Origin of the sequence: Allobosea sp. UC22_33, from assembly GCF_042700715.1 — a bacterium.
In the GTDB taxonomy this organism is placed as follows: Bacteria; Pseudomonadota; Alphaproteobacteria; order Rhizobiales; family Beijerinckiaceae; genus Allobosea.
Genome location: NZ_CP170556.1, coordinates 3,355,891 through 3,381,017 on the forward strand (window position 1 = coordinate 3,355,891; position 25,127 = coordinate 3,381,017).

At 66.5% G+C, this 25,127-nt stretch carries 24 protein-coding genes and 1 pseudogene; 13 read left to right on the top strand and 12 right to left on the bottom strand.

What is annotated here, in order from left to right; all coding sequences use genetic code 11:
- Nucleotides 1-61 precede the first annotated feature (61 nt).
- Together rpoD and dnaG are read right to left on the bottom strand one after the other, a co-directional pair.
- On the bottom strand, nt 62-2,071 hold the full coding sequence (rpoD, locus tag ACFJGT_RS16200) for an RNA polymerase sigma factor RpoD (protein ID WP_377839359.1): 2,010 nt from the start codon (nt 2,069-2,071) through the stop codon (nt 62-64).
- Between the two features lie 196 nt (nt 2,072-2,267).
- On the bottom strand, nt 2,268-4,166 hold the full coding sequence (dnaG, locus tag ACFJGT_RS16205; protein ID WP_377839362.1) for a DNA primase: 1,899 nt from the start codon (nt 4,164-4,166) through the stop codon (nt 2,268-2,270).
- Between the two features lie 123 nt (nt 4,167-4,289).
- On the opposite strand from dnaG, the gene ACFJGT_RS16210 reads away from it, so the two are divergent.
- Nucleotides 4,290-4,565 carry a type II toxin-antitoxin system VapB family antitoxin gene (locus tag ACFJGT_RS16210; protein ID WP_377839365.1) on the top strand — a complete coding sequence of 92 codons (276 nt, stop codon included), beginning with the start codon at nt 4,290-4,292 and terminating at the stop codon, nt 4,563-4,565.
- Nucleotides 4,562-4,951 (top strand): type II toxin-antitoxin system VapC family toxin, encoded by a 390-nt coding sequence (locus tag ACFJGT_RS16215; RefSeq protein WP_377839368.1) that lies wholly within the window; start codon nt 4,562-4,564, stop codon nt 4,949-4,951. Before ACFJGT_RS16210 ends, ACFJGT_RS16215 begins: the two co-directional genes overlap by 4 nt.
- Before the next feature lie 21 nt (nt 4,952-4,972).
- Here ACFJGT_RS16215 and ACFJGT_RS16220 read toward each other — a convergent pair whose 3' ends face one another.
- Nucleotides 4,973-5,440, bottom strand: a complete 468-nt coding sequence (locus ACFJGT_RS16220; protein ID WP_248311427.1) for a GatB/YqeY domain-containing protein — start codon at nt 5,438-5,440, stop codon at nt 4,973-4,975.
- Nucleotides 5,441-5,601: 161 nt separating this feature from the next.
- On the opposite strand from ACFJGT_RS16220, the gene carA reads away from it, so the two are divergent.
- The 3 genes from carA (at nt 5,602) to ACFJGT_RS16235 (ending at nt 8,460) form a co-directional block, all read left to right on the top strand.
- Nucleotides 5,602-6,810, top strand: coding sequence for a glutamine-hydrolyzing carbamoyl-phosphate synthase small subunit (gene carA, locus ACFJGT_RS16225; protein WP_377839375.1), 1,209 nt, complete (start codon nt 5,602-5,604; stop codon nt 6,808-6,810).
- A 200-nt stretch (nt 6,811-7,010) separates the two neighbouring features.
- Complete coding sequence (locus ACFJGT_RS16230; RefSeq protein WP_377839379.1) at nt 7,011-7,823, top strand: prephenate dehydrogenase/arogenate dehydrogenase family protein; 813 nt, start codon at nt 7,011-7,013, stop codon at nt 7,821-7,823.
- Nucleotides 7,824-8,034: 211 nt separating this feature from the next.
- Nucleotides 8,035-8,460 carry a group III truncated hemoglobin gene (locus ACFJGT_RS16235; RefSeq protein WP_377839383.1) on the top strand — a complete coding sequence of 142 codons (426 nt, stop codon included), beginning with the start codon at nt 8,035-8,037 and terminating at the stop codon, nt 8,458-8,460.
- Nucleotides 8,461-8,575: 115 nt separating this feature from the next.
- Here ACFJGT_RS16235 and ACFJGT_RS16240 read toward each other — a convergent pair whose 3' ends face one another.
- The gene (locus ACFJGT_RS16240; RefSeq protein WP_377839390.1) at nt 8,576-9,508 is read right to left on the bottom strand and encodes a LysR family transcriptional regulator; all 933 of its coding nucleotides are present in this window, start codon (nt 9,506-9,508) and stop codon (nt 8,576-8,578) included.
- A gap of 91 nt (nt 9,509-9,599) precedes the next feature.
- Between ACFJGT_RS16240 and ACFJGT_RS16245 the strand changes: the two genes are divergently transcribed.
- Nucleotides 9,600-10,508 carry a DMT family transporter gene (locus ACFJGT_RS16245; RefSeq protein WP_377839393.1) on the top strand — a complete coding sequence of 303 codons (909 nt, stop codon included), beginning with the start codon at nt 9,600-9,602 and terminating at the stop codon, nt 10,506-10,508.
- 20 nt (nt 10,509-10,528) lie between these two features.
- On the opposite strand, the gene ACFJGT_RS16250 is transcribed toward ACFJGT_RS16245, so the two are convergent.
- A complete protein-coding gene (locus ACFJGT_RS16250; protein ID WP_377839397.1) occupies nt 10,529-10,807 on the bottom strand; it encodes a hypothetical protein in 279 nt (92 codons plus the stop codon).
- Nucleotides 10,804-12,057, bottom strand: coding sequence for a class I SAM-dependent methyltransferase (locus ACFJGT_RS16255; RefSeq protein ID WP_377849000.1), 1,254 nt, complete (start codon nt 12,055-12,057; stop codon nt 10,804-10,806). The genes ACFJGT_RS16250 and ACFJGT_RS16255 overlap by 4 nt, the downstream gene beginning before the upstream one ends.
- Before the next feature lie 133 nt (nt 12,058-12,190).
- On the opposite strand from ACFJGT_RS16255, the gene ACFJGT_RS16260 reads away from it, so the two are divergent.
- The 3 genes from ACFJGT_RS16260 to ACFJGT_RS16270 all read left to right on the top strand — a co-directional run bounded on the left by ACFJGT_RS16260 (nt 12,191) and on the right by ACFJGT_RS16270 (nt 14,287).
- Nucleotides 12,191-12,886 carry a class I SAM-dependent methyltransferase gene (locus tag ACFJGT_RS16260; RefSeq protein ID WP_377839401.1) on the top strand — a complete coding sequence of 232 codons (696 nt, stop codon included), beginning with the start codon at nt 12,191-12,193 and terminating at the stop codon, nt 12,884-12,886.
- 98 nt (nt 12,887-12,984) lie between these two features.
- Nucleotides 12,985-13,812 (top strand): hypothetical protein, encoded by an 828-nt coding sequence (locus ACFJGT_RS16265; RefSeq protein WP_377839406.1) that lies wholly within the window; start codon nt 12,985-12,987, stop codon nt 13,810-13,812.
- Nucleotides 13,813-13,828: 16 nt separating this feature from the next.
- Nucleotides 13,829-14,287 (top strand): hypothetical protein, encoded by a 459-nt coding sequence (locus tag ACFJGT_RS16270; RefSeq protein ID WP_377839409.1) that lies wholly within the window; start codon nt 13,829-13,831, stop codon nt 14,285-14,287.
- A gap of 30 nt (nt 14,288-14,317) precedes the next feature.
- Here ACFJGT_RS16270 and ACFJGT_RS16275 read toward each other — a convergent pair whose 3' ends face one another.
- The 4 genes and pseudogenes from ACFJGT_RS16275 to ACFJGT_RS16290 all read right to left on the bottom strand — a co-directional run bounded on the left by ACFJGT_RS16275 (nt 14,318) and on the right by ACFJGT_RS16290 (nt 16,985).
- Entirely contained in the window at nt 14,318-14,722 is a 405-nt protein-coding gene (locus ACFJGT_RS16275) for a GtrA family protein (protein WP_377839412.1), read from the bottom strand.
- Between the two features lie 40 nt (nt 14,723-14,762).
- The gene (locus tag ACFJGT_RS16280) at nt 14,763-16,070 is read right to left on the bottom strand and encodes a hypothetical protein (protein WP_377839416.1); all 1,308 of its coding nucleotides are present in this window, start codon (nt 16,068-16,070) and stop codon (nt 14,763-14,765) included.
- 86 nt (nt 16,071-16,156) lie between these two features.
- Nucleotides 16,157-16,465, bottom strand: a pseudogene (locus tag ACFJGT_RS16285) (SAM-dependent methyltransferase); the annotation flags it as partial.
- A 130-nt stretch (nt 16,466-16,595) separates the two neighbouring features.
- Complete coding sequence (locus ACFJGT_RS16290) at nt 16,596-16,985, bottom strand: helix-turn-helix transcriptional regulator (RefSeq protein WP_257731423.1); 390 nt, start codon at nt 16,983-16,985, stop codon at nt 16,596-16,598.
- Nucleotides 16,986-17,136: 151 nt separating this feature from the next.
- On the opposite strand from ACFJGT_RS16290, the gene ACFJGT_RS16295 reads away from it, so the two are divergent.
- Nucleotides 17,137-18,345, top strand: a complete 1,209-nt coding sequence (locus ACFJGT_RS16295) for an MFS transporter (protein WP_377839425.1) — start codon at nt 17,137-17,139, stop codon at nt 18,343-18,345.
- Nucleotides 18,346-18,361: 16 nt separating this feature from the next.
- Here ACFJGT_RS16295 and zigA read toward each other — a convergent pair whose 3' ends face one another.
- Nucleotides 18,362-19,573, bottom strand: coding sequence for a zinc metallochaperone GTPase ZigA (gene zigA, locus ACFJGT_RS16300; protein WP_377839430.1), 1,212 nt, complete (start codon nt 19,571-19,573; stop codon nt 18,362-18,364).
- 229 nt (nt 19,574-19,802) lie between these two features.
- Here zigA and carB point away from each other — a divergent pair, with 229 nt between their 5' ends.
- Together carB and greA are read left to right on the top strand one after the other, a co-directional pair.
- Nucleotides 19,803-23,150 carry a carbamoyl-phosphate synthase large subunit gene (gene carB, locus ACFJGT_RS16305; protein WP_377839437.1) on the top strand — a complete coding sequence of 1,116 codons (3,348 nt, stop codon included), beginning with the start codon at nt 19,803-19,805 and terminating at the stop codon, nt 23,148-23,150.
- A gap of 102 nt (nt 23,151-23,252) precedes the next feature.
- Nucleotides 23,253-23,726 (top strand): transcription elongation factor GreA, encoded by a 474-nt coding sequence (gene greA / locus ACFJGT_RS16310; RefSeq protein WP_377839444.1) that lies wholly within the window; start codon nt 23,253-23,255, stop codon nt 23,724-23,726.
- A 127-nt stretch (nt 23,727-23,853) separates the two neighbouring features.
- On the opposite strand, the gene ACFJGT_RS16315 is transcribed toward greA, so the two are convergent.
- Nucleotides 23,854-24,465: a MarC family protein gene (locus ACFJGT_RS16315; protein ID WP_377839447.1), complete on the bottom strand. Its 612-nt coding sequence runs from the start codon at nt 24,463-24,465 to the stop codon at nt 23,854-23,856.
- 172 nt (nt 24,466-24,637) lie between these two features.
- Here ACFJGT_RS16315 and ACFJGT_RS16320 point away from each other — a divergent pair, with 172 nt between their 5' ends.
- Nucleotides 24,638-25,123, top strand: coding sequence for a hypothetical protein (locus ACFJGT_RS16320; RefSeq protein WP_377839451.1), 486 nt, complete (start codon nt 24,638-24,640; stop codon nt 25,121-25,123).
- The last annotated feature ends 4 nt before the right edge of the window (nt 25,124-25,127 follow it).

Below are 25,127 nucleotides of genomic sequence, written 5' to 3' on the forward strand. Positions count from 1 at the left end.
GCCCGCCTCCGCAGCGCGGAAGCGGGCCCTGTCTCGATCGGCCATTGCCAATCTCAGGCGATCAGTTGTCGAGGAAGCTCCTGAGCTTCCGCGAGCGGCTCGGGTGCTTCAGCTTGCGCAGCGCCTTCGCCTCGATCTGGCGGATGCGCTCGCGGGTGACGCTGAACTGCTGGCCGACCTCTTCGAGCGTGTGGTCGGTGTTCATGCCGATGCCGAAGCGCATGCGCAGCACGCGCTCCTCGCGCGGGGTCAGCGAGGCCAGCACGCGGGTCGTCGTCTCGCGCAGGTTCGACTGGATCGCGGCGTCGATCGGCAGGATCGCGTTCTTGTCCTCGATGAAGTCACCGAGATGCGAATCTTCCTCGTCGCCGATCGGGGTCTCCAGCGAGATCGGCTCCTTGGCGATCTTCAGGACCTTGCGGACCTTCTCCAGCGGCATGGCCAGCTTCTCCGCCAGCTCCTCCGGGGTCGGCTCGCGGCCGATCTCGTGCAGCATCTGGCGCGAGGTCCGCACGATCTTGTTGATCGTCTCGATCATGTGGACGGGGATGCGGATCGTCCGGGCCTGGTCGGCGATCGAGCGGGTGATCGCCTGCCGGATCCACCAGGTCGCATAGGTCGAGAACTTGTAGCCCCGGCGGTACTCGAACTTGTCGACCGCCTTCATCAGGCCGATATTGCCTTCCTGGATCAGGTCGAGGAACTGCAGGCCGCGGTTCGTGTACTTCTTGGCGATCGAGATCACGAGGCGCAAATTCGCCTCGATCATCTCCTTCTTCGCCTGCCGAGCCTCGCGCTCGCCCTTCTGGACCATCAGCACGATCTTGCGGAATTCCTGGATCTCCAGGCCGGTCTCGGAGGCGAGCGTGTGCACCTCCTCGCGCAGCTGCTTGATCCGCTCCAGCTCCGCCGCGACGAACTCCTTCCAGCCGCGCGAGCCGAGCTTGGAGACGCGCAGGACCCATTTCGGGTCGAGCTCGCCGCCGACATGCTGCTTGAGGAAGTCCTCGCGGCCGACGCCATAGCTCTCGGCCAGGCGCAGCAGGCGGGTCTCATGGCCGATCAGGCGCTTGTTGATGTCGTAGAGCTGCTCGACCAGCGCCTCGATGCGGTTGTTGTTCAGCGAGAGCGACTTCACCGCGGTGATGATGTCGTCCTTGAGCTTCTTGTACTTGCGGTCCTGCGACGGCGAGAGCTTGGTGTTCTCCAGCCGGTTGGCGATATCCTGATCCTGCAGGCGGCGCAGCTTCTTGTAGTCGTCGGCGATCGCGTTGAAGGTCTCGAGCACGCGCGGCTTGAGCTCGGCCTCCATGGCCGAGAGCGACACGTTGTTCTCCATGTCGTCGTCGTCCATGTCCGGCGGGGTCTCGCCCTCCGGAGTCTCGGCAGGCTCGGCTTCCTCGGCCTCTTCCTCGCCGGCGACGGCGGGGTTCTTGCCGTCGGGGCCGGCATAGGTCGCTTCGAGATCGATGATGTCGCGCAGCAGCACCTTGCCGTCGACCAGTTCATCGCGCCAGATGATGATGGCCTGGAAGGTCAGCGGGCTCTCGCAGAGCCCGGCGATCATCGCCTCGCGGCCAGCCTCGATGCGCTTGGCGATCGCGATCTCGCCCTCGCGGGAGAGCAGCTCGACCGAGCCCATCTCACGCAGATACATGCGGACGGGATCGTCCGTACGCTCGGTCGGCTCCAGGTTGCGCTTGGTCTCGACCGGCAGGGTCTGGCGCGAGGCGTCGACCATGTCGCCGCCCTCGGGCTCTTCCTCGTCGCCGCCGCCGTCCTTGCGGGCCGCGCGCTCCTCGCCGGCCGCCTCCGGGTCCTCGTTGTCGACGACGTTGATGCCCTGCTCGCTGAGCTGGCCGAGCACGTCCTCGATCTGCTCCGAGGAGAATTCCTCGGAAGGCAGCACTTCGTTCAGTTCGTCATAAGTGACATAGCCGCGCTTCTTCGCGAGCTTGATCATCCGCCTTACGGCCTGATCGGTCAGGTCGAGCAACGGGCCGTCGGTAGTCGGGGGGGCATCCGGCGCGACCTGATCGGTCTTTTCCCGTTCGCTCGCTTTAGTCGCCATCAATCAGCGCTCCGCACTCGCGCCGGCTCTGGCCGAGAAAGCCATATACCGACGCATAAAAGGGCGGCGCGACCGCAGGTCCGGCGCGCTCACCCACCCAAATCCACTTGCAGATGGCACCAGACGTCGTTGACGAATCGTGAACCACCCGACAGCTTGCGCGCACTTAGACCCGCGTCCACCCTTCGCTGGGTAATCAATCCTCGGACATGGCCTCGGTGCCTTCGATTGTCTCGAGGCGGGCCTTGACGTCCTTGATCCAGGCGAAATTGGCTTCGGTCGCATCGTCAGCCAAGGCGCGCTCGGCTGCTCTCAACTCGCTATTTAGCGTCCGCGCGCGATGATGCAAGACGAGAGCCTGATGAATCGAGTCAAAAACCGATTCAGGATCAGCATCTTGCGCCAGTTTCAGCCGCTCGGCCGGCCCCGTGACGGCCATGAGATGGCCCCGCGCCTCCCGGACGCGCGGCTGAGCCAGCCGATTCGCCAGCGTCTCGCGGTCGAGCGTGTCCTCGACGGCATCGAGCAGCGCCTGCCGGAAACGCTCGGCCGCCGGCCCGTCCAGCGACAGCTCCGCGATCTCGTCGGCACAGCGCAGGAGAAGGTCGGGGTGGCTCGCAAGCGCCAGCAGGATGAAGGCCTCGCGCTGGTCCTCGCCGCGCAGCTTCGCCATCATGCGCGACTGGGTCACCGCACTCGACGCCTTGAGCGGCCCGGCGAGCCAGGGCGGCACTTGCCGGCCGAACCCGCCGCGTTGGGACGGCCCGCCTCGGCCGCGCTGGAAGTTGCCGCCTCCGCCGCCGCGCTCAGGCCGCGCCGGCGCGGCGCTGGCGAAGAGCTGCGCCAGCCGCTCGTCCATCTCGCGGCGATAATGCTTTCGCGTGGTTTCGTCGCGGATCTGCCCGAGCGGCTCCTTCAGGCGGCGCTCGAACGCCGCGCGCCGCTCCGGCGTATCGAGCGGCCCGGCCTCGACCTCGCGCTGCCAGAGCATGTCGACCAGCGGGCGCGCGGCCGCGACCACCTCCGCAATCGCCTGCCGCCCGCCCGAGCGGGCGAGATCGTCGGGATCCTGCCCGTCCGGCAGCAGCGCGAAGGAGAGCGACTTGCCCGGCTCCAGCATCGGCAATGCAATGTCGATCGCCCGGCTCGCGGCCTTGCGGCCGGCCTTGTCGCCGTCGAGGCAGATCACCGGCTCGTCGGCCATGCGCCAGAGCAGCCCGAGCTGGTCCTCGGTCAGCGCGGTGCCGAGCGGCGCCACCGTCTGCGGGAAACCGGAGAGCGACATGGCGATGACGTCGACATAGCCCTCGACCACCACGACCTGGCTCGTGTCATGCGCAGCCTTGCGGGCATTGTGGTGATTGAACAGCAGCGAGCCCTTATGGAAAAGCGGCGTTTCCGGCGAGTTCAGGTATTTCGCCGCGACCTCCGAGCTCATCGCCCGCCCGCCGAAGGCGATGACCCGCCCGCGGGAATCATGGATCGGGAACATCACCCGGTCGCGGAAACGGTCATAGGGCACGGCAATCTCGTCGCCATGCACGAGTAGTCCCGCCTCCATCATCAGTTCGGCCGGGACGCCCTTGCCCGCCAGATGGTCGCGCAAGGCGAAGCGATCGGCCGGGCCGTATCCCAGCCGGAAGCGCGTGCGCGCCTCGCCGTCGAGCCCGCGCGTCGCGAGATAGCGCCTCGCTCCGCCGCCGCGATCGCCCATCAATTCGGCCTCGAAGAACTGCGCCGCGAGTTCCACGACCTCGTGCAGCCCCTTGCGCTTCTCCTCCTGGATCTGCGCTTCCGCCGTGATCTTCGGCAGGATGACGCCGGCCTCGGCCGCGAGCTTCTCGACGGCCTCCGGGAAGGAGAGCCCCTCGGTCTCCATCACGAACTTGAAGATGTCGCCGTTCTTGCCCGACGAGAAATCGAAGAAGGACGCCTTCTGGTCGTTGACGAAGAAGGAGGCGGTCTTCTCGGCATTGAAGGGCGACAGCCCCTTCCACTCGCGCCCCGCCTTTTGCAGGCGCACGCGCTTGCCCACGACCGCCGAGACAGGCAGCCGCGCCTTGATCTCCTCAAGGACGGAGGGCGGGAATTTCATGGGGCTCTGTCTGGACCCTGCGAAGCCGCTTGCCAACAGCCAAGACGCCCCGGCCCGAGCTTATGGACCATATCCACAGCACCCCCCATCTGGTAAAGAAAATCGTCGAAAAGGAAGAAAGCCATGGCCCTCAACATCAAGGACCGCGAAACCGAGGAGGCTGTGCGCCTGCTCGCGCGTCGTCGTGGCCTGAGTTTGACGGAAGCCGTGCGCCAGGCCGTCAGGAGCGAACTCGGCAAGGACGAATTGCCCGAGGAGGAAAGGGCCCGGCGGGTAGCTGAAGGCAGGCGCAAGCTCGATGCGCTCTACAAGAAATACGATATCAAACCGACGGATAAGTCGATGACGAAGCAGGAGATGGACGACGCGATCGGCTATGACGAGAACGGGTTCTGGTGAACCTCGTCATCGATACGTCGGCAGTGGTCGCATGCTTGACGGGTGAGGCTGAGCGTCTCGCCTTTGTCGATCTCATACAGACCTCGCGGCAGAGGCAAATGACGGCCGTCAACCTCCTTGAAGCTCGCCTCGTCCTGACTTTCACGAAGGGACTGCCCAGCACGGTGGTGGATGATTTCATCGCCGATTATGGCGTCGACATCATCCCCTTCGACGAGCCGCTCTCCGATCTCGCCTTCGAGGCCTATGGCCGCTACGGCAAGGGCCGCCACCCGGCCCGCCTCAACATGGGCGATTGCGCCGCCTACGCGCTGGCGAAAGCGCGTGGCTGGCCGCTGCTCTACAAAGGCGACGATTTCTCCGAGACAGATATCGAGCGGGCCTGAGGCCCGCCCGCTGCCGCCGGCTCAGCCGCCGAGCGCGGCCTTGACCATCGGGCTGACCTTGCCGAAATCCATCTGGCCGGCATAAGCCGCGCGCAAGCTGGCGATGACCTTGCCCATGTCCTTGACGGCGGTCGCGCCGGTATCGGTCACGGCCTTGTCGATCGCGGCCTTCACCTCCTCGTCCGACATCTGCTTGGGCAGATAGGACGAGATCACCGCGACCTCGACACGCTCGCCCTCGGCCAGTTCCGGGCGGTTGTTGGCGTCGTAGATCGCGATCGATTCCTGGCGCTGCTTGATCATCTTCTGGAGCACGCCGAGGATCTCGTCGGCCGTGGCCTCGCCCTTGCCGGCGCCGCGCGCCTCGATGTCCTTTTCCTTGAGCGCGGCGCTGATCAGGCGGATGGCCGCGACCTTGGCCTTCTCGCCGGCCTTCATCGCTTCCTTCATGTCGGCCGTGAAGCGTTCGCGCAGGCTGGTCATCGTCATCGTCCTTTTCTCTTGCTTCTTTGTCCTGTGCGGCCTGCACCAAGCTTGATTGACGGGCAGCGCCCGGCTCTTTAAGGCTCGCGTTCCAGACCGGCGGAGTGGATTGCTGCAGCCCCGCCCCCGCATTTTGCCGCTCGCGCGGCCTGGATCGAGACATAGACATGACCGCTCCCGAAGGAAACCCCGCCGCCAGCGGCTGGACCGAACCGCGCGCGACCGCGCTCCTCGTATTGGCCGATGGCACGGTGCTGGAAGGTTTCGGCCTCGGCGCCGTAGGGGAGGCGCCGGGCGAGGTCTGCTTCAACACGGCGATGACCGGCTATCAGGAAATCCTGACCGACCCGTCCTATGCCGGGCAGATCATCACCTTCACCTTCCCGCATGTCGGCAATGTCGGCGTGAACGAGGAGGACACGGAAACCGTCAACGCCGCGGCGTCCTCCGGTGTGCGCGGCTGCGTGCTCCATGCCGCCATTACCGAGCCCTCGAACTGGCGTGCCAACCGGCATTTCGACGCCTGGCTCAAGGCCCGCAACATCGTCGGCATCTGCGGCGTCGACACCCGCGCCCTGACCGCGCTGATCCGCGACAACGGCATGCCGAACGCCATCCTCGCCCATAGCCCGGACGGCGTCTTCGATATCGAGCGCCTGAAGAAGCAGGCGGCCGGGCTGCCTTCCATGGCCGGGCTCGACCTCGTCCCGCTCGTCACCGCCGCGCAGCGCTACGACTGGGACGAGACGCCCTGGATCTGGCCGGCCGGCTACGGCAAGCGCGACAGCAGCCAGTTCAAGGTCGTCGCCATCGACTACGGCGTGAAGCGCAACATCCTGCGCCTGCTCGCCAAGGCCGGCTGCGACGTCACCGTCGTGCCCTCGACGGCGACGGCCGCCGACATCCTGTCGCTCAATCCGGACGGCATCTTCCTCTCCAACGGCCCGGGCGACCCGGCCGCGACCGGCGAATATGCCGTGCCGGTGATCAAGGAGCTGCTCGAGAAGAAGGTCCCGACCTTCGGCATCTGCCTGGGGCACCAGATGATGGCGCTCGCCATCGGCGGCCAGACCATGAAGATGAAGCAGGGCCATCACGGCGCCAACCATCCGGTGCAGGACAAGACCACCGGCAAGGTCGAGATCGTCTCGATGAACCACGGTTTCGCGGTCGATCCCGCGAGCCTGCCGGCGAACGCGGTCGAGACCCATGTCTCGCTCTTCGACGGCTCGAACAGCGGCATCGCGCTGACCGACCGCCCGGCCTTCAGCGTCCAGCACCATCCGGAAGCCTCGCCCGGCCCGCAGGACAGCCATTACCTCTTCACCCGCTTCACCGAGCTGATGGCGGCCGAGAAGGCGAAGAAGGCGGCCTGAATTTTCCTGCAGGCTGGTTTTCCGATTGACCGCGCCCGGGAGGCGCGGTTTAAGCAGCGCATGACCAGCCTGATGGCCCTCCAGCGCAGCTATTACGCCCCGTCCTCATAAAGGCGGTGGCATTCCCATGTTCAACCGCCGCGCTGGCGGTTGAATTCAGGCAGATCACCCGGCATCGCGGCTCCCACCGGACCAGAGCGATGTCTTCGAAAATCAGAACGATCTCCACCATCGGCATCATGGGCTTCGGCGCCTTCGGGCAGTTGATGGCTCGTCATCTTCAGCCGCATTTCGCGCTGCGCGTCTGCGATCCCGCCAACGCGCCCGCGGCCGATGCGGCTGGCAAAGGCTTGCAGCCGGCGACCGCCGCCGAAGTCGCCGCCTGCGATCTCGTCATCCTCGCCGTGCCTGTCCCGGCGATCCCCGAAGCGATCGCGGCCTTGCGGCCCCATCTCAAGGCCGGCGCCATCGTGCTCGATGTCGGCTCGGTCAAGATCGGCCCGGCCCGCGCCATGCAGGCGGCACTGCCCGACGATGTCGAGATCATCGGCACGCATCCGCTCTTTGGCCCGCAGAGCGCGCGCAACGGGCTCGCCGGCCTCAAGATCGCGCTTTGCCCGATCCGGGGCCGCAGCACGCCGCGCATCGCCGCCTTCCTGCGTCGCGTCCTCAAGCTGAAGGTCATCGTGACGACGGCCGACGCCCATGACCGCGAGGTCGCGATGGTGCAGGGCCTGACCCATCTCATCGCCAAGATCCTGGTCCGCATGGAGCCTCTGCCCCGGACGATGACCACGGCGAGCTTCGACCTCCTGATGCAGGCGACCGAGATGGTTCGCTACGACGCGCCCAACGTCTTCATGGCGATCGAGCGCGCCAACCCGCACGCCAAGGCGGTGCGCGACCGCTTCTTCGCGCTGGCCGAGGAGATGCGGCTGTTCCTGGAGCATGGCGATGGCCGGCAAACCGGATTGGCCGCGACGCCAACCGATAGCCAGCTTCTGACTGTCTAATCACAACGCGGGTCATCCCGGCGACCGTAGGGAGACCCGGGATCCATGCCGGAACCTTTTTCGGACAGGCTCCGGCATGGATCCCGGGTCTCCCTACGGTCGTCCGGGATGACCCGCGTAAAGGCTTGCACGGGACCTGCGACGCTGGCGGACCTATCCATCCAGCCCCGCATTCGCCATATCCGGTGCAGACATTCCCGACCGCACGACGATGACCGACAATCCCCTGCTCCACCCGGGCGCCGCCCATCCCGACCTGCGCGAGCCGATGATCGCGGAGCTCGTCCGCGCCTTCTATGCGCGGGCTCGGGAGGACAAGCTGATCGGTCCGGTCTTCGCGGCCGCCGTCGAGGACTGGGACCACCATATCGGCAAGATCACGGATTTCTGGAGCGGCGTGATGCTGCGCACCGGCCGCTACGACGGCCGTCCGATGCGCCCGCATCTGATCCTGCCGCTGGAGGGCCAACATTTCGACCGCTGGCTCGACCTGTTCGAGATCACCGCCCACGAGGTCTGCCCGCCCGAGATCGCGCAGGCCTTCATCGTCCGGGCGCGCCGCATCGCCGACAGCTTCGAGATGGCCCGCGCCAGCCAGCGCGGCGAGTTCGCAGCGCCGCGGCATAGTCTGCGGTAAAAACGGCCCTTCCGTCATGGTCGGGCTTGTCCCGACCATCCACGCCTTCGCTGGTCGAAGGCCGTGTTCAAGACGTGGATGCTCGCCACAAGGGCGAGCATGACGCAAGGCTTTCTCAAGCCGCCCTGGCTTCCCGGCTGAGAAAGGTCGCGATCTCTCCCCGATCGGCTCCCGCTTCCCGCGCGATCCGCTCGGCCAGCGCCGCAGCCGAAGGCCGGAGCACGCCCAATGGGCGGTCGAGCCAGTAGGAGACCGGGTTCAGCGCCTCGCGCGCGTCGACCCTGACGATCCGCCCGGCCGCCAGTTGCTCGCGCGCCAGCGGCGGACGGGCCAGCGCAATACCCAGCCCATGCGCGGCAGCGTCGAGCACCAGATTATAGTCCTCGAAACGCCGATCCTGCGGACGCGGGCGATAATCCAGCCCCTGCGCCGCGAACCAGGCTTTCCAGCCGGCGGCATCCGAGTCGTGGATCAGGGGCTGGGCGAGCAGGCGCTCCGGTGCTCCCTCCCCGATAGCATCGGCGAGCGCGGGCGAAGCGATCGGGAAGCACCATTCCTCGAACAGCTTGAGCGAGAGCCGGTCCGGCGCGCCGCCGCGCCCGCAGCGAATGCCGAGGTCGACGCCCTCCTCCTCGAAGTCCACCTTGCGATGCTCGACCTGCAGCACGATCCGCAGCGACGGCGTCCCCGCTTCCAGCACGGCCAGTCGCGGCATCAGCCAGAGCGCGCAGACCGAAGGCGGCGCGCTGACCCGAACCACCGAGGCGCCGCGCGCCTCGCGCCAGCGCTCGGACGTGTCGGCGATCAGCGCAAACGCCTCCTGCGTGCGCTGGAGCAGGCGCTGGCCCTCCGGCGTCAGCGAAACGCCGCGCGCCTGCCGCAGGAAGACGCGCAGGCCCAGCCAATGCTCGAGCTTGGCGATCTGCCGGCTGACGGCACCATGGGTCAGGTTCAGCGCCTCCGCTGCCGAGGAGAAGCTACCGGTGCGCGCGGCCGCCTCGAAGGCGCGCAGGGTATCGAGCGGCGGCAGGTTCGAGCTGTGATCCATTCTCACAGCTCATGCGCGAATTGTTCGTTTGTCAATCAGCTCGCCGAGGCGCTTATCGGGAGCAACCTCTCGTCATCGACGGACCGACGCCATGTCCTCCTCAAGCTGCGCTTCCCCCGCCCTCGCCGCCTCCGGCTCCCAGCGCCTCGATCCGACGCTGGTCTTCACCGTGACCTTCACGGTCATGGCCTGGGCCTCCTCCTTCCCGGCGATCCGCGCCGGACTCGCCGGCTTCGGCCCGGCCGAGATGGCCGCGCTGCGCTTCGCTCTCGCCGGCGCCCCGGCCGCGCTCTTCCTCATCCTGACGCGGGCGAAGCTGCCCGAACTCGGCGATATCTGGCGCTTCCTCGTCGGCGGCGTGATCTTCATCGCGGGCTACGCCCTGCTGCTGAATTTCGGCCAGCGCGTCGTGCCGGCAGGCCCCGCCGCCTTCATCATCAACACCAACCCGATCATGACGGCCGTGCTCGCCATGATGATCCTGGGCGAGCGCTTCAGCCTCACGGCCTGGCTCGGTACGGCCTTGTCCTTCGCCGGCATCGGCGTGATCGCGCTCGGCAAGGGGCTCGATGTCGAGATCGGCATCAGCGTGCTGCTGATCCTCGGCGCCGCCTTCTGCAACGCCATCACCACCGTGCTGCAGAAGCCGCTATTCGCCCGCTACAAGCCGCTCCATGTCGCGGCCTGGAACATGGCGATCGGCGGCTTCGTGCTGCTGCCCTTCCTGCCTTCGGCCATCGAGCAGGCTAAAGCCGCGCCAAGCGTCTCCTTCTGGTCCGTGGTCTATCTCGCGGTGGTGCCGAGCCTGATCGCCTACGGCACCTGGGCGATCACCCTCTCGCGGCTCCCGGCTGCCCGCGCCTCGAACTTCCAGTATGCCGTGCCGCCAATGGCGATGCTGATCGGCTTCTTCTGGCTCGGCGAGGTGCCGACGATCTTCGGCCTGATCGGCGGCGTCATGGCGCTGGCCGGGGTGGTCGTGGTCAACCTCAAGCGCTGAAAGCGCAGCGCGGCGGGCGGCTATCCGGCCCGCCGTTGCAGAGCATCCGACAGCCACGCGACCGCGCGCGTGGCTGCATCGAGGGCGTCCCGCTGGGCGGCATAGATGATCCCCGAGTAGTAATGGACCGGCGTCCATACGCCGGCATCCTCGACATCGCGCCGGAACTCCTCGAAGCCGAACGTTCCATCGGGGCGGGAGAACAGATCGACACAGCGATCATGCTCATCATTCTCGACGCTGTCGAAGACGAGCCAGGATTTGTCGAGGCGCCTGGATACCCAACCCTTCCCCCTCAAAACCCCCTCGCATCCAGCGCCTTCTCGTCATCCGCGATGTAGTCGCGGATGATCGGGACGGCGCTCTTGTGCTGCCCGAGCAGGAGCTGGAACACCATGTCGCCGCCGATATCGAAGGAGATCGAGCAGGCGCAGAGATAGAATTCCCACATCCGCGCGAAGCGCTCGCCCATCATGGCGACGACCTCGTCGCGCCTCGCCATGAAGCGCTCGCGCCAGGCCTCCAGCGTCCAGTGATAGTGCCGGCGCCAGAACTCGCAGTCGGAAGCCCACAGGCCCGTCTGCTCCTGCGCCGCGAAGACCTCTGACAGCGCCGGCGCATAGCCGCCGGGGAAGATGTACTTGTCGAAGAACGGGCCGGTGAAGCCGGGCGGCCCGACGCGGCCGATGCAATGGACCAGCGCGATCCCGTCCGGGGTCAGCAGATCACGAATCTTCTCGAAGTATTCGCCGTAATGCGCGACGCCGACATGCTCCATCATGCCGACCGAGACGACGCGGTCGAACGTGCCGCCGAGCTCGCGATAATCCTTGTTGATGAACGTCACGGCATCGCCGACGCCGGCCGCCTCGGCCCGCTTCTGCGCCGCCGCCATCTGGTCGGGCGAGACGTTGAGCCCGGTCACCCTCGCGCCGCAGGCCTTGGCGAGATAGATCGCAAGCTCCCCCCAGCCCGAGCCGATATCGAGCACGCTCATGCCGGGCTCGATCTTCAGCTTGGCGGCGAGGTGGCGGAGCTTCGCCTTCTGCGCGGCCTCCAGCCCGACCTCAGGACTGTGCCAGTAGGCACAGGAATAGGTCATCGTCTCGTCGAGCCAGAGCCGATAGAAATCGGTCGGAATGTCGTAGTGGTGCTTGACCTTCTTCCCGGCGGCGCCGAGCGGGTTATGCATCCGCCAGCGGCGGAGCTTGAAGCGCACCTTGCGGATCGCCTGCTGCAAAGGGTCCTTGCGCATCTCTCGGCGCTGCAGCCAAAACAGCGCCAGCAGGTCGTGGATCGTGCCGTCCTCGAAATCGATCCGCCCGTCCATATAGCCTTCGGCCAAAGCGAGCTCGGGATTGAGGAAGAGCTCGCGTTCGACGCGGTTGTCGCGGAAGCGCACGGTGACGGCCGGCGCCGTCTTGGTGACGCCGGCGAAAAGCAGCTCCGCCGGCCCCGATCCGAAGACATGCCGCTTGCCGTCCGGCGTGATGACCGTCAGCCGTCCGTGGCGGATGAACCGCTTGAGCAATCGCGGCAGCAGCAGCATGGACACCCCCCATCTCGATTCGCCAACTAAAGCGGAAACGCCGCGGCGTCGAAACCCCCGGCTGTTGCAGAGCCAGCCGGCTTGTGCGTAGTCATCGGAAATAGTGGGCGCAATCCGAGGGTCGACCGAACACATGTCCTGGCGCGATTTCTGGAACGGCGAGCATTCGATCTATGTCTCGCCGCGCCACAAGGCCCTGCATTACCGCGCCATCGCGACCGACCTGATCGGCCATATCCCCTCAGCCGAAGCGGTCGTGCTCGACCACGGCTGCGGCGAAGCGCTCGACGCCGCCCGCGTCGCCGGTTCCTGCGGCAAGCTCTATCTCTGCGAGGCGGCGCCGACCGTGCGCGACAAGCTGCGCGCCCAGTTCGGCCGCAAGGACACGATCGTCGTGGTCTCGCCGGAAGAGGTCGAGGCCCTGCCGCCGGCCTCGCTCGATCTCGTCGTCGCCAATTCCCTGCTCCAGTATCTCTCGCGCGACGAACTGAAGGCGCTGCTGGAAACCTGGCGAGACCGTTTGAAGCCCGGCGGCGCGCTCATCCTCGCCGACGTTATCCCGCCCGACGTCAGTCCACTGACCGATGCCTCCCAGCTGCTCGCCTTCGCCTGGCGCGGCGGCTTCCTCATGGCGGCGCTCGGCGGCCTCGTCCGCACCGCCTTCTCGGACTACCGCAAGCTGCGGGCGCAGTACGGCCTTTCGACCTATACGGCAGAGGCGATCACCGCCCTGATCCGCGAAGCCGGCTTCGCCGATGTGCAGCGGCCGGGGAATTTCGGCCACAACCCGCACCGCATGACCTTCAAGGCCATCAAGGCGGCGGCATAGACGAAAGTAGAATCCAGACCGATAATCCGACGCCTCTGCATCGATCTTCCCTTACGGAAGTTCGTCATATGCCTTGATTTGACGCTTCGGATATGGCTTTGACCGCGACTTGCCCTCGCGAGATTGCCGTGCAGGACCAGTTCACCTGTCCCTATTGCGAAGCTGCGCTCAACAAGGGCGTGCTGTCCTGCCGTAGCTGCGGCCGGGACCTCACGCCCGTTCTGCCGTTGCTGCGCCGCCTGGATGCACTGGAAGAGCGGCTCGCCGCCCTCGAGAAGCAGCCGGAGGAAAGGCGTCCCGCGCCCGCCAGCGCACGGGTGCCCGAGCCTGCGCCTGTCACCTTTGCCGACCTGGTGGAACCCCAGCGGGAAGCGGCACCGGTCGCCTTCTCGGTCGCGCGCCGGCGCTTCTGGGTGCTGCCATTCGGTCTCGTGCTGCTGCTGCTCGCCTATTGCGCGGTCATCCTCTGGCTCGATCTGCCGCTGTGGACGCTGCGCCTCGCCTCGATCGCGATCCCGTTCTTCACCGGCCTGATCTATTTCGGCATCCGCCCGCGCCTGATCGTCTTCGATATCGGCGTCGCCGTCGCCTTCGCGATTTTTTCCGTCGCGACCATGAACGCGTTGCTGGGCTGGCACGACAACATACCGCTCCTTCCGCAGGGGGCGGTGGCCTGGCGCGAGACCTCGTTCTACGCGTTGAGCATCGCCGCCTCGATGTTCTCGGGGATGTTGCTGCGCGTGACGCAGGCTGCGCTCGCCGCGCGCGGCCTCGTCTCGCTGCCGGAACTGCGGAAGGGGCTTCAGGCCGTCCACGGCAAGGTGCCGATGGAAACGCTGAAGACCATCGAAACCACCATCCTGATGGCCGGCACCGCCATTTCGGCAATCGCCGGCCTGATCGCCGCAATCCTTGGAGTGAAATAGGACGATGATGACGTCTGTGCTCATTAGGCACATTCTGCCTGCCGTTCTCGCCACCGCCGCCATGCTGTCGGTGGCACAAGCCGCCGACCCGATCCCTCTCATCACCCGCGAAGAAGCGGGGTTGCCGGCCGGGCCCAAGGTCCCGGCCAGCACGCGCAATCTGACCCGCGGCCCCGGCATCGACACGTTGCCGACCCCTGACAAGGGCGTCGACGGCAAGCCCTTCCGCCTCAACGTGCGCTTCATGCCGGCAAACGGCGTGCCGGTCGATCCGGCGACCGTGCGCGTCTTCTACCGGCGCGACCCGCCGGTCGACATCACCCAGCGCATCAAGCAGTACATCACGCCGGGCGGCATCGACGCGCCCTCCGTCGTCGTGCCGAGCGGCAGCCACATCATCGAGATCGAGGCCACCGACAAGGAAGGCCGCATCGGCCGCAGGCAGATCACGCTGACCGTCGCCCCGACGCCTTGAGACGGCTACAGGCGGCGGGCGCCTGGCGCGTCACGCCGCCCTGTCCGCGAAGCTGAAGAACTTGTGGCCGAGGAACGAGAACACCATCACCACGCCCGTGGTGACCAGTTGCATCGGCAGATAGGGCAGGCCCGCCCGCGCCACGAAGAGATGCATCAGGATGCCGGTGAGCACGAAACCGCCGGACGCGATCAGGGCGAAGCGCCAGCCGGCCTGGGCATGGCTGCGGGTCGCGTCGAACGTCATCCAGCGGTTGAGCGCATAGGAAACCAGCGCGCCGACGATGAAGCCGGCAAGCGTCGCCGGCACCGGGTCGATGCGACCGATCTCGACCAGCCCGATCAGCACGCCGTAATGCGCGACCGCGGTCAGCCCGCCGGCCAGGACATAGGCGGCGAGCTGTCGGAACTGGCGCGGATAACGGCGAAGCGGCATCCGCGCTTCCTAGAGGATGCCGTGGGTTCGCGGAAGCCCATCAGCCGGCGTCGCTGCCGGCCAGATTGGCCGGCATGCCGCCGACGGGCATGTCGAGCCCCTGCTTCAGCGTATCGAGATGGTACTCGCGGATGCGGCCATTGGTCGGGTCGCTGACGAAGGCGTTGCCGCCGATCACGGCGAGGCTCGGCGTCGGCGTCTTCGCGCCATAAGCGCAATCGAAGGCGGGCACGGCATCGAAGGCCGCGAGCTCCTTCCAGGCCGGCGCGATCTCGTAGATGCGCAGCTTGCCGTCCGGTGTCAGATTGGCGAGCCGGCTGCCATTGCCGCCGAGCTCGAACTGGCAGGCGGCCTGCCCGCCCGGCACCGCCAGCACATCCTCGATCATCAGCGCCTTCACCTCCGGATCGATCCGCAGCAGCGCGTCATAGGGCGCCTTCAAGCCGTAATTGCCGACGAGATGGCGCCCGCTGTCGCGCGACTTCAGCGCGCTGACGCGGCGCTCGTCGGGATAGCCGAGCTTGCGCCCGCTCCAGCTCGCGCCGGCCCCCTTGCCGGGCTTGGACAGGATCAGCAATCCGCCGCCCTCGCCCTCGGCGCAACCGAAGACATGACGCCCGCGTGCTTCGGCCGAGCCGTGGAAGAGCTTGCAGGAGGCGTCGGGCTTTGCGGCATCGTCGAACAGCGCGACGCGCTTCCAGTCCTTGCCCTGCTCGAGAACCTCGAAGCCGTTCGGGCGCGACGAGGCGCTGCGATCGTCGCCCTTGGCATAGGCCGGGTTCGGGATCGACATCAGCCATTGCCGGTTGCCGAGCGGCACGGCGATACCATGCTGCGGCGCCGGGCTCGGCCAGATCGTAACAGTGGGCTTGTCCTTGGCGAGGTCGCCGATCGCGACCAGCACGGCCTTCGGCTCGCTCTTGCCCTCCCAGGGGCGCAGACCGTCGAAGAACAGCGCGAGTTGCCCATGGCCGGAGAGCACATGCGCCGGCCGGTCGCCTTTCGCGGCAAAGTCGAGCAGCTTCGGCGTGGCCTTGTCGAGATCGATGTGGTCGCCATGGGATTCAGCGATCAGCCCGGTGTCGAGAATGCGCAGGGTACCCGCCTCGTCCCCGGTCTTCACCACGACATAGCGCCCGCCGGAAACGCCGGCGAAGCCGGGATTGGCCTTCGGCACGTCGAAGCTGTGCGTAACCTCGCCGCTGTCGAGATCGAGAATGCGGACGACCGGTTTCTCGTGATCGGCGAAGACGAGGCGCCCGCGCAGCGGGGCATGATCATGGGCGAGCGCCGCGGAGGCGAGCAGGCAGCCGGCGAAGCAGGCAGCGGCAAGGCGGAAGGAAGGCACGGGAAAGCTCCGAGGCAATATGCAATACTATAACATTACATCATCACCTCACGGACTCAACCGGCTTCCGCGCCTCCGGTGAACAACATCGACTGCACGATCTCGAAGGCGCCGGCGAAGAAGGCCGGGCTGTCCTCCTCGGCGAAGGCCATGGCCTGCTCGGGCGAAAGGCTGAAGCTGTCGCTGCCATCGTCGTAATCGACATAGCCGGCCGAGGCCTGGCCCGCGAGCCATTCGCGCAGATAGCGCTCCTTGAGGCCGGTCTTCTCCGCCAGTTGTAGGGAGGTGACGGGCTTGCCGTCAGCCATCGCCTTGTAGAGGCCGAGCTGGTCGCCCAGTACGATCAGGGCGCCGGTGACGGAGGCACCGACATCGCCGACGAGACGTCCCACCAGGGCATCGAGTTTCTAAGGGTCGGCAGCACGCATGGCCATGCTGCTCGGGTTCGGGCGTGGCCGGTGCCGTGTCGCGATCCGGCTCGACGCCATCGCGGAAGCAAGGACGCTAGACCCGTACGAGGGCCTGTCAACGTGACGAAGTCTGACCCTGAGCCTGCTCGGCACCCGCGAGCCATTCCGATCCCAGCCGCGGCAGGTTGGGATCGCGCCGCGCCGTCTCGATGACGCTGTCGATCAGCCCCGGAAAGCGCTGGTTCAGCTCCTCGCGCCGGATGCTGAGATAGCGCGAGGTTCCCTCCACCCGCATGCGGGTGATGCCGGCCTCGCGCAGCTTGGCGAAATGGTAGGACAGCAGCGAGGGCGAGGCGAAGGCGGTGAAATGGCTGCAGCGCGCCTTATCGACCTCGTTGACCTCGGAGAGCGCCACGAGGATGCCGAGCCGGATCGGATCGGCCAGCGCGCCAAACACGTCGGCAGGCGCGACATCCTCGATATCAGGGTGAAAAACCGGCTTCATGGCCTCCGAGATAGGCGATGCCGCCGCTCCTGACAATATTCAACATTCATTGAAATTACCCTTGCGGTCATTGCGGCAGGGGTTTATTTCAACGATCATTGAATTTCGAACCCAGCTTTCGAAACAGCGATCATCCGCAAGGATCACTCCCATGGATACGCGCCTTCTCTCGCTCGCCGGCGGCGCCTTCGCCATCGGCACGGGCAGCCTGATCGTCACCGGCATCCTGCCCCATCTCGCCTCCGGCCTCTCCGTCTCGGTCGACACAGCCGGCCTGCTCATCTCGATCTTCGCGCTGGCCTATGCCGTCGGCTCGCCGATCCTCTCGACCGTGCTCGGCGATGCCGACCGCAAGGCGGTTCTCGTCGGCGCGATGACCGTCTTCGGCCTCGCCAATCTCGGTGCCGCCTTCGCCACCGACTTCTGGGTGGTGATGGCCGCCCGCATCGTGATGGCCCTGTCGGCCGGCGTCTTCATGCCCGCCGCCAATGCCGTCGCCGTCGCGGTCTCCGCCCCCGAGCGGCGCGGCCGCGCCATCGCGCTCGTCACCGGCGGCATGACCGTCTCGCTGATCCTCGGCATCCCGATCGGCACGGCGGTCGTCGGCTTCGGCGGCTGGCACCTTGCCTTCCTGATCGTCGCGGCCCTGAGCGCACTCTCGCTGGCGGGCCTTCTGGTCAAGCTGCCCAAGGGCCTGCCGCACAGCACCAACACCCTGCGCGAGCGGCTTCAGGTTGCGGGCCGCGGCGACGTGCTGCTGGCGCTCGCCACGACCATGCTGTGGACCACCGGCGCCTTCGTTCTCTACACCTATATCGCGCCCTTCCTGACCAACCATGCCGGCATCACCGGCCCCTGGCTCGCCGCGACGCTTGTCGTCTCCGGGCTCGGCTCGGCCATCGGCAACCAGCTCGGCGGCATCGCCAGCGACCGCTTCGGCCCCGAGCGCTCGCTGACAGTGGTGCTGTCGATCCTCGCGGCGGCTCTGTTCACCGCCTCGCTGATCGCGATCAGCCTGCCGCCGGCTTTGGCGATCTGGCCGATCCCCTTCGTGCTCTTCGTCTGGAGCGCGGCGGGCTGGGCCGGCCATCCCTCGCAGATGTCGCGATTGGCGGCGATGGCGCCGGACGCGACGGTGGTCGCGCTCTCGCTCAATGCCTCCGCGCTCTATTTCGGCATCGCGGCTGGCGCGGCGCTCGGCCAGCAGGTCATGCGCCATGCCGGCACCTGGCCGCTCGGCTTCGTCGGCGCCGCCTGCGAGGTCGCAGCGCTCGCGGTGCTGGCATTCACACTCTATCGCAAGCGCGCCGCCAGGCGCGTGCCGGCCCTGTGTGAGACGGCAGCGCCGGCCCGCAGTTGAAACGGCGCGGCCCGGATCAGGCCGCTTCCGCCCGCCGCCAGGCCGGGAACGGGTCCGGCAGGTCGCGATATCGCTCGGGGTTGAACCGCAGTGGCAATGCATCGCCGACGAGGCAGAGGTCGAGCGCGGCGCGAATCGCCGCCTCGTCGAGCTCGGTGCCGATGAAGACCAGCTCCTGCCGGCGATCGCCCCAGACCGAATGCCAGTGGCGGTTCAGGATCGCCTTCCACTCTGGATGATCAGGCCAGCGCGAGCGCGGCACCGCCGCCCACCAGAAGCCCATCGCCTCGGTCCGGCAGATGCTGCCGGCAAGCGACATCTCACCGACCCAGTCCGGCCGGGTCGCCAGCCAGAAATGTCCCTTGGCGCGGATCAGCCCCGGCCATGTCCGGCCGATGAAGGCGTTGAACGTCTCGGGATGGAACGGACGCCTTGCCCGATAGACGAAGGAGGAAATGCCGTATTCTTCCGTCTCCGGCACATGGTCTTTGAAGCCGTAGAGCTCCTTGTGCCAGAGCGGATGTTCCTGCGCCTTCTCATGGTCGAACAGCCCGGTGTCGAGCACGGCATCAAGCGGCACCTTGCCGAAATCCACCTCGACCTGCCGCGCATCCGGATTGAGCGCGCACACGATCTTGCTGACGGCCTCGCGCTGCTCCGGCGAAGCATCCGAGATCTTGTTCAGCACGACCACGTCGGCGAACTCGATCTGCTCCACCAGGAGGTCGACCAGCGTGCGCTCGTCGCCCTCCCCCGCCGTCTCGCCGCGCTCGCGCAGGAAATCGCGTGAGCCGTAGTCCTTCAGCAGGCTCACCGCATCGACCACCGTGACCATCGTGTCGAGGCGGGCGACATCCGACAGCGAAAGCCCCTCCTCGTCGCGGAACTCGAAGGTCGCGGCGATCGGTAGCGGCTCGGCGATGCCCGTCCCCTCGATCAGCAGGTAATCGAACCGTCCCTCCTCCGCGAGACGGCGCACCTCGGCCAGCAGATCGTCGCGCAGCGTGCAGCAGATGCAGCCATTGCTCATCTCGACCAGCTTCTCGTCGGTGCGCGAGAGCTTGCCGCCGCCCTCCCGCACCAGATCGGCATCGATATTCACCTCGCTCATGTCGTTGACGATGACCGCGACCTTGCGGCCCTCGCGGTTGTTGAGGATGTGGTTGAGCAGGGTCGTCTTGCCGGCTCCCAGGAAGCCGGACAGGACGGTGACGGGCAGGCGACGCATGAGGCAGCACTCCATATGAAATGTTATAATATAACATTTCATATGGAGTGCGTGTCTGGCAAGCGGCATGACGAAGCCGTGCACATCTGGCCGTGCCGCTCCTTTTAGCTTTCCCCCGCGGCCTTCGCCGTCTATAGCGAGCGCCTAGCATTCATTCAGACGCTCGCCAGGCCTCCGCTCGCCCGATCGGACCGGCTTTGCGCGCGCCTGCCCAAGACCGGTCGAGATCATGCCCAAGCGCACAGACATCAAGTCCATCCTGATCATCGGCGCCGGCCCCATCATCATCGGCCAGGCCTGCGAGTTCGACTATTCCGGCACCCAGGCCTGCAAGACGCTGAAGGCCGAGGGCTACCGCATCATCCTGGTCAACTCGAACCCGGCGACGATCATGACCGATCCGGACCTGGCCGATGCGACCTATGTCGAGCCGATCACGCCCGAGATCGTCGCCAAGGTCATCGAGAAGGAGCGCCCCGACGCCCTCCTGCCGACGATGGGCGGCCAGACCGCGCTGAACTGCGCGCTCTCGCTCAACAAGAAGTCGATCGTCCAGCCCGATGGCAGCAAGATCAGCGTGCTCGAGAAGTTCGGCGTCGAGATGATCGGCGCCACCGCCGAGGCCATCGACAAGGCCGAGGACCGCGAGCTCTTCCGCGAGGCGATGACCAAGATCGGCCTCGACACCCCGCGCTCGCACCACATCAAGACGCTCGGCCAGGCGCTCGACGCGCTGGAGGATATCGGCCTGCCGGCGATCATCCGCCCGTCCTTCACCATGGGCGGCACTGGCGGCGGCATCGCCTACAACAAGGGCGAGTTCATCGACATCGTCGAGCGCGGCATCGACGCCTCCCCGACCAGCGAGGTCCTCATCGAGGAGAGCGTGCTGGGCTGGAAGGAATACGAGATGGAGGTCGTCCGCGATAAGAAGGACAACTGCATCATCGTCTGCTCGATCGAGAATTTCGATCCGATGGGCGTCCATACCGGTGATTCGATCACCGTCGCCCCGGCGCTGACGCTGACCGACAAGGAATACCAGATCATGCGCGACGCCTCGCTGGCGGTGCTGCGCGAGATCGGCGTCGAGACCGGCGGCTCGAACGTACAGTTCGCGATCGACCCGGCCACGGGGCGGATGATCGTCATCGAGATGAACCCGCGTGTGTCGAGGTCTTCAGCCTTGGCGTCCAAAGCCACGGGCTTCCCGATCGCCAAGGTCGCGGCGCGGCTTGCCGTCGGCTACACGCTCGACGAGATCGAGAACGACATCACCGGCGGCGCGACGCCCGCCTCCTTCGAGCCGACGATCGACTATGTCGTCACCAAGATCCCGCGCTTCGCCTTCGAGAAGTTCCCGGGCTCCGAGCCGACGCTGACCACCGCGATGAAGTCGGTCGGCGAGGCCATGGCGATCGGCCGCACCTTCCAGGAATCGCTGCAGAAGGCGCTGCGCTCCCTTGAGACCGGCCTCGACGGCCTCGACGAGATCGAGATCGAGGGCTACGGCAAGGGCGACGACCGCAACGCCATCAAGGCGGCGATCTCGACGCCGACGCCCGACCGCATCCTCCAGGTCGCGCAGGCCATGCGTGCCGGCTTCAGCGACGAGGAAATCCACGAGAGCTGCAAGATAGACCCGTGGTTCCTCGCCCAGATGCGCGAGCTGGTCGAGACCGAGGAGAAGATCCGCGCCATCGGCCTGCCCACCACGCCGGGCGCCTTCCGCCAGATCAAGGCGATGGGCTTCTCCGACAAGCGCCTCGCCGCGGTCTCCGGCAAGACCGAGGCCGAGGTCCGCACGCTCCGCCGCGCGCTGGAGGTCCGCCCGGTCTACAAGCGCATCGACACCTGCGCAGCCGAGTTCGCCTCGCCGACCGCCTATATGTACTCGACCTACGCCATGCCCTTCGCCGGCAGGATGGCGGACGAGGCCAACCCGTCCGACCGCAAGAAGGTCGTGATCCTCGGCGGCGGGCCGAACCGCATCGGCCAGGGCATCGAGTTCGACTATTGCTGCTGCCATGCCTGCTACGCGCTGCGCGACGCCGGCTACGAGACCATCATGGTCAACTGCAACCCGGAGACGGTCTCGACCGACTACGACACCTCCGACCGGCTCTATTTCGAGCCGCTGACGGCGGAAGACGTGCTCGAGATCCTCGAGACCGAGAAGCAGAACGGCACGCTGCTCGGCGTCATCGTCCAGTTCGGCGGGCAGACCCCGCTGAAGCTGGCCAACGCGCTGGAGGAAGCGGGCATCCCGATCCTCGGCACGTCGCCCGACATGATCGACCTCGCCGAGGACCGCGACCGCTTCAAGCGCCTGCTCGACAAGCTGCACCTGAAGCAGCCGAAGAACGGCATCGCCTACTCGGTGGAGCAGGCCCGCATCATCGTCTCCGAGCTCGGCCTGCCCTTCGTCGTGCGCCCCTCCTATGTGCTCGGCGGCCGCGCCATGGCGATCATCCGCGACGAGGTGCAGTTCGAGGATTACCTGCTCGGCACCCTGCCCTCGCTGATCCCTTCCGAGGTCAAGGCCAAGTATCCGAACGACAAGACCGGCCAGATCAACACGGTGCTGGGCAAGAACCCGCTGCTGTTCGACCGCTACCTGTCGGACGCGATCGAGGTCGATGTCGACTGCCTCTGCGACGGCAAGGACGTCTTCGTCGCGGGCATCATGGAGCATATCGAGGAAGCCGGCATCCATTCCGGCGATTCGGCCTGCTCGCTGCCGCCGCGCTCGCTCTCGCCCGAGACGATCGCCGAGCTGGAGCGCCAGACCAAGGCGATGGCGCTCGCGCTCGATGTCGGCGGCCTGATGAACGTCCAGTACGCCATCAAGGACGGCGATATCTACGTGCTCGAAGTCAATCCGCGCGCTTCGCGCACGGTGCCCTTCGTCGCCAAGGTGATCGGCCAGCCGATCGCCAAGATCGCGGCCCGAATCATGGGCGGCGAGGCGCTGGCCAGCTTCGGCCTGAAGCCGTCGAAGCTCGACCATGTCGGCGTCAAGGAAGCGGTCTTCCCCTTCGCGCGCTTCCCCGGCGTCGACGTCCTGCTCGGGCCGGAAATGCGCTCGACGGGCGAGGTCATCGGCCTCGACCGCTCCTTCGACACGGCCTTCGCCAAGAGCCAGCTCGGCGCCGGTTCCAAGGTGCCGGTCAAGGGCACGGTCTTCGTCTCGGTGCGTGACGAGGACAAGCCGCGCATCCTGCCGGCGGTCCGCATCCTCGCCGATCTCGGCTTCCGCATCCTGGCGACCGGCGGCACGCTGCGCCACCTGCAGGAGCAGGGCATCAAGGCCTCGAAGATCAACAAGGTCCTCGAAGGCCGCCCGCATGTCGTCGATGCGCTCAAGAACGGCGAGATCCAGCTCGTGTTCAACACCACCGAGGGGCCGCAGGCTCTTGCGGACTCCCGCCCGCTCCGGCGCACGGCCCTCTTGCACAAGGTGCCCTATTATACCACCTTGGCCGGAGCGATCGCAGCGGCGGAGGGCATAAAGGCCTATTGCAGCGGCGATCTCGAAGTACGATCCTTGCAGTCGTATTTCGAACGCGCGGCCTGACCGGCCGCACGTCGCGAATTCACAGATTGAGCGGAAGCGCGGGAGCCGGCGGTCGATTTGCCGCCGGCGAGCCGCGCTTTCGGAGCTTATGGGACGAAGAGAATGGAAAAGGTTCCGATGACCGCGGGCGGATTCGCCGCCCTGGAGGTGGAGCTGAAGCACCGCCAGCAGGTCGAGCGTCAGCGCATCATCACCGCGATTTCCGAAGCGCGCGCACTCGGTGACCTCTCCGAGAACGCCGAGTATCACGCGGCGAAGGAAGCCCAGTCGCTCAACGAGGGCCGGATCATGGAGCTCGAATCGCTGATCGGCCGCGCCGACATCATCGACGTCTCCAAGCTCGGCGGCGACACGATCAAGTTCGGCGCCACCGTCAAGCTGATCGACGACGATACCGAGGAAGAGAAGAGCTACCAGATCGTCGGCGAGCCGGAATCGGACGTGAAGTCCGGCAAGGTCTCGATCGGCTCGCCGATCGCGCGCGCGCTGATCGGCAAGAAGGTCGGTGATTCCGTGCAGGTGAACACGCCCGGCGGCGGCAAGTCCTACGAGGTCGTCAGCGTCGTCTTCCGCTGAGACGACCTTTCGTACACCCGTCATGCTCGCCCCTGTGGCGAGCATCCGCGGCTTGAACACAGCCTTCGACCAGCAAAGACGTGGATGGTCGGGACAAGCCCGACCATGACGGCGGGTCCTCGCCCACCTACCCCGCCAGCACGACCCGCATCGCCTTGATGATGCCGTCCACGGCGACGCTCGCCAGGATCAGCCCCATCACGCGGCTGATGATGCTTGCTCCCGCATTGCCGATCACCGCGATGATCCGCGAGGCGCTGAACAGCAGCACGAGCATGACCGCGAAGATGATCGCGATCTGAACGATGGTCTCGGCCTGCTCGGCGAGGCTGAACTTCGAATTGTCGGTGACCGTCATCACCGTCAGCATCGCGCCCGGGCTGGCGATGCTCGGGATCGCCAGCGGATAGACCGCCTTTTCCAGGTCGGAGGAGCGCAGGAGCTTCTGGTCCTCCTCCAGCTTCGATTCGCCGAAGATCATCGTCAACGCGAACAGGAACAGCACGATGTTCCCGGCGATCTGGAACGAGCTCAGCTCGATATCCATCGCCGTCAGCAGCACCTGCCCGAGCAGAACGAAGAACAGCAGCACGAGGAAGGCGACGAGCGAACCGTGAAGCGCGATGCGCCGTGCCGCGGCGGCGCTCAGGCCCGCCGTCACCGCCAGGAAGACCGGCAAGGTCCCGATCGGGTCGATCACGACCCAGAGCTTCACGAACTCGGTCAGCCAGCGATCCACAACAATCCCCCTCTGGTCGCGCCCGACGATCGCGAGACTCCCCTGCCCGATAGGCCGGATTTCGACACCGCTTGGCAACCATCGCCCGCAGATGATCGCGCATGAACGCCAGCCATGGACTATCCCCGGTCTGCACCTACATTGAAGAGACAAGGCTTTCGGAGATCCGCCCATGATCACCCGTCGACAGGCATTCGCGCTCGGCGCCACCGCTCTGGCCCTGGCGCCGGCGGCATTCCCCGCTTTCGCGCAAGGACCGGCCGTCGGCACGGTCCGGGTCGAGGCCTTGCCCTCGGTCGTGGAGGCCTGGGGGGACAATCTGCCGCTGGTGAAGACCGAACTGGAGCGGACCCTGGTCGAGATTCTCGGGCCATCGCTGCAGCGCGGCGCCGGGACGAGGCTCGTCGTCACCATCGGACGCGTCTGGCTCTCCAGCAGCACGCGGGGGACCGGCTGGGCCGGGGCCAACGAGGATTATCTCGAAAGCACGGCCACGCTCTATGACCGCAGCGGCCGGCAGCTTGCCAGTTATCCGATCCGCTCCACCGAATCCGCGAGCGGCGCCGGTCTCCTGCGCCTGCCGGAAGCCGACCAGTTTCGCCTGAAGGCGCTGGCCCGCAACAATGCCTGGTGGATCAGGCGCTATATCGCGGGCTGAGCGC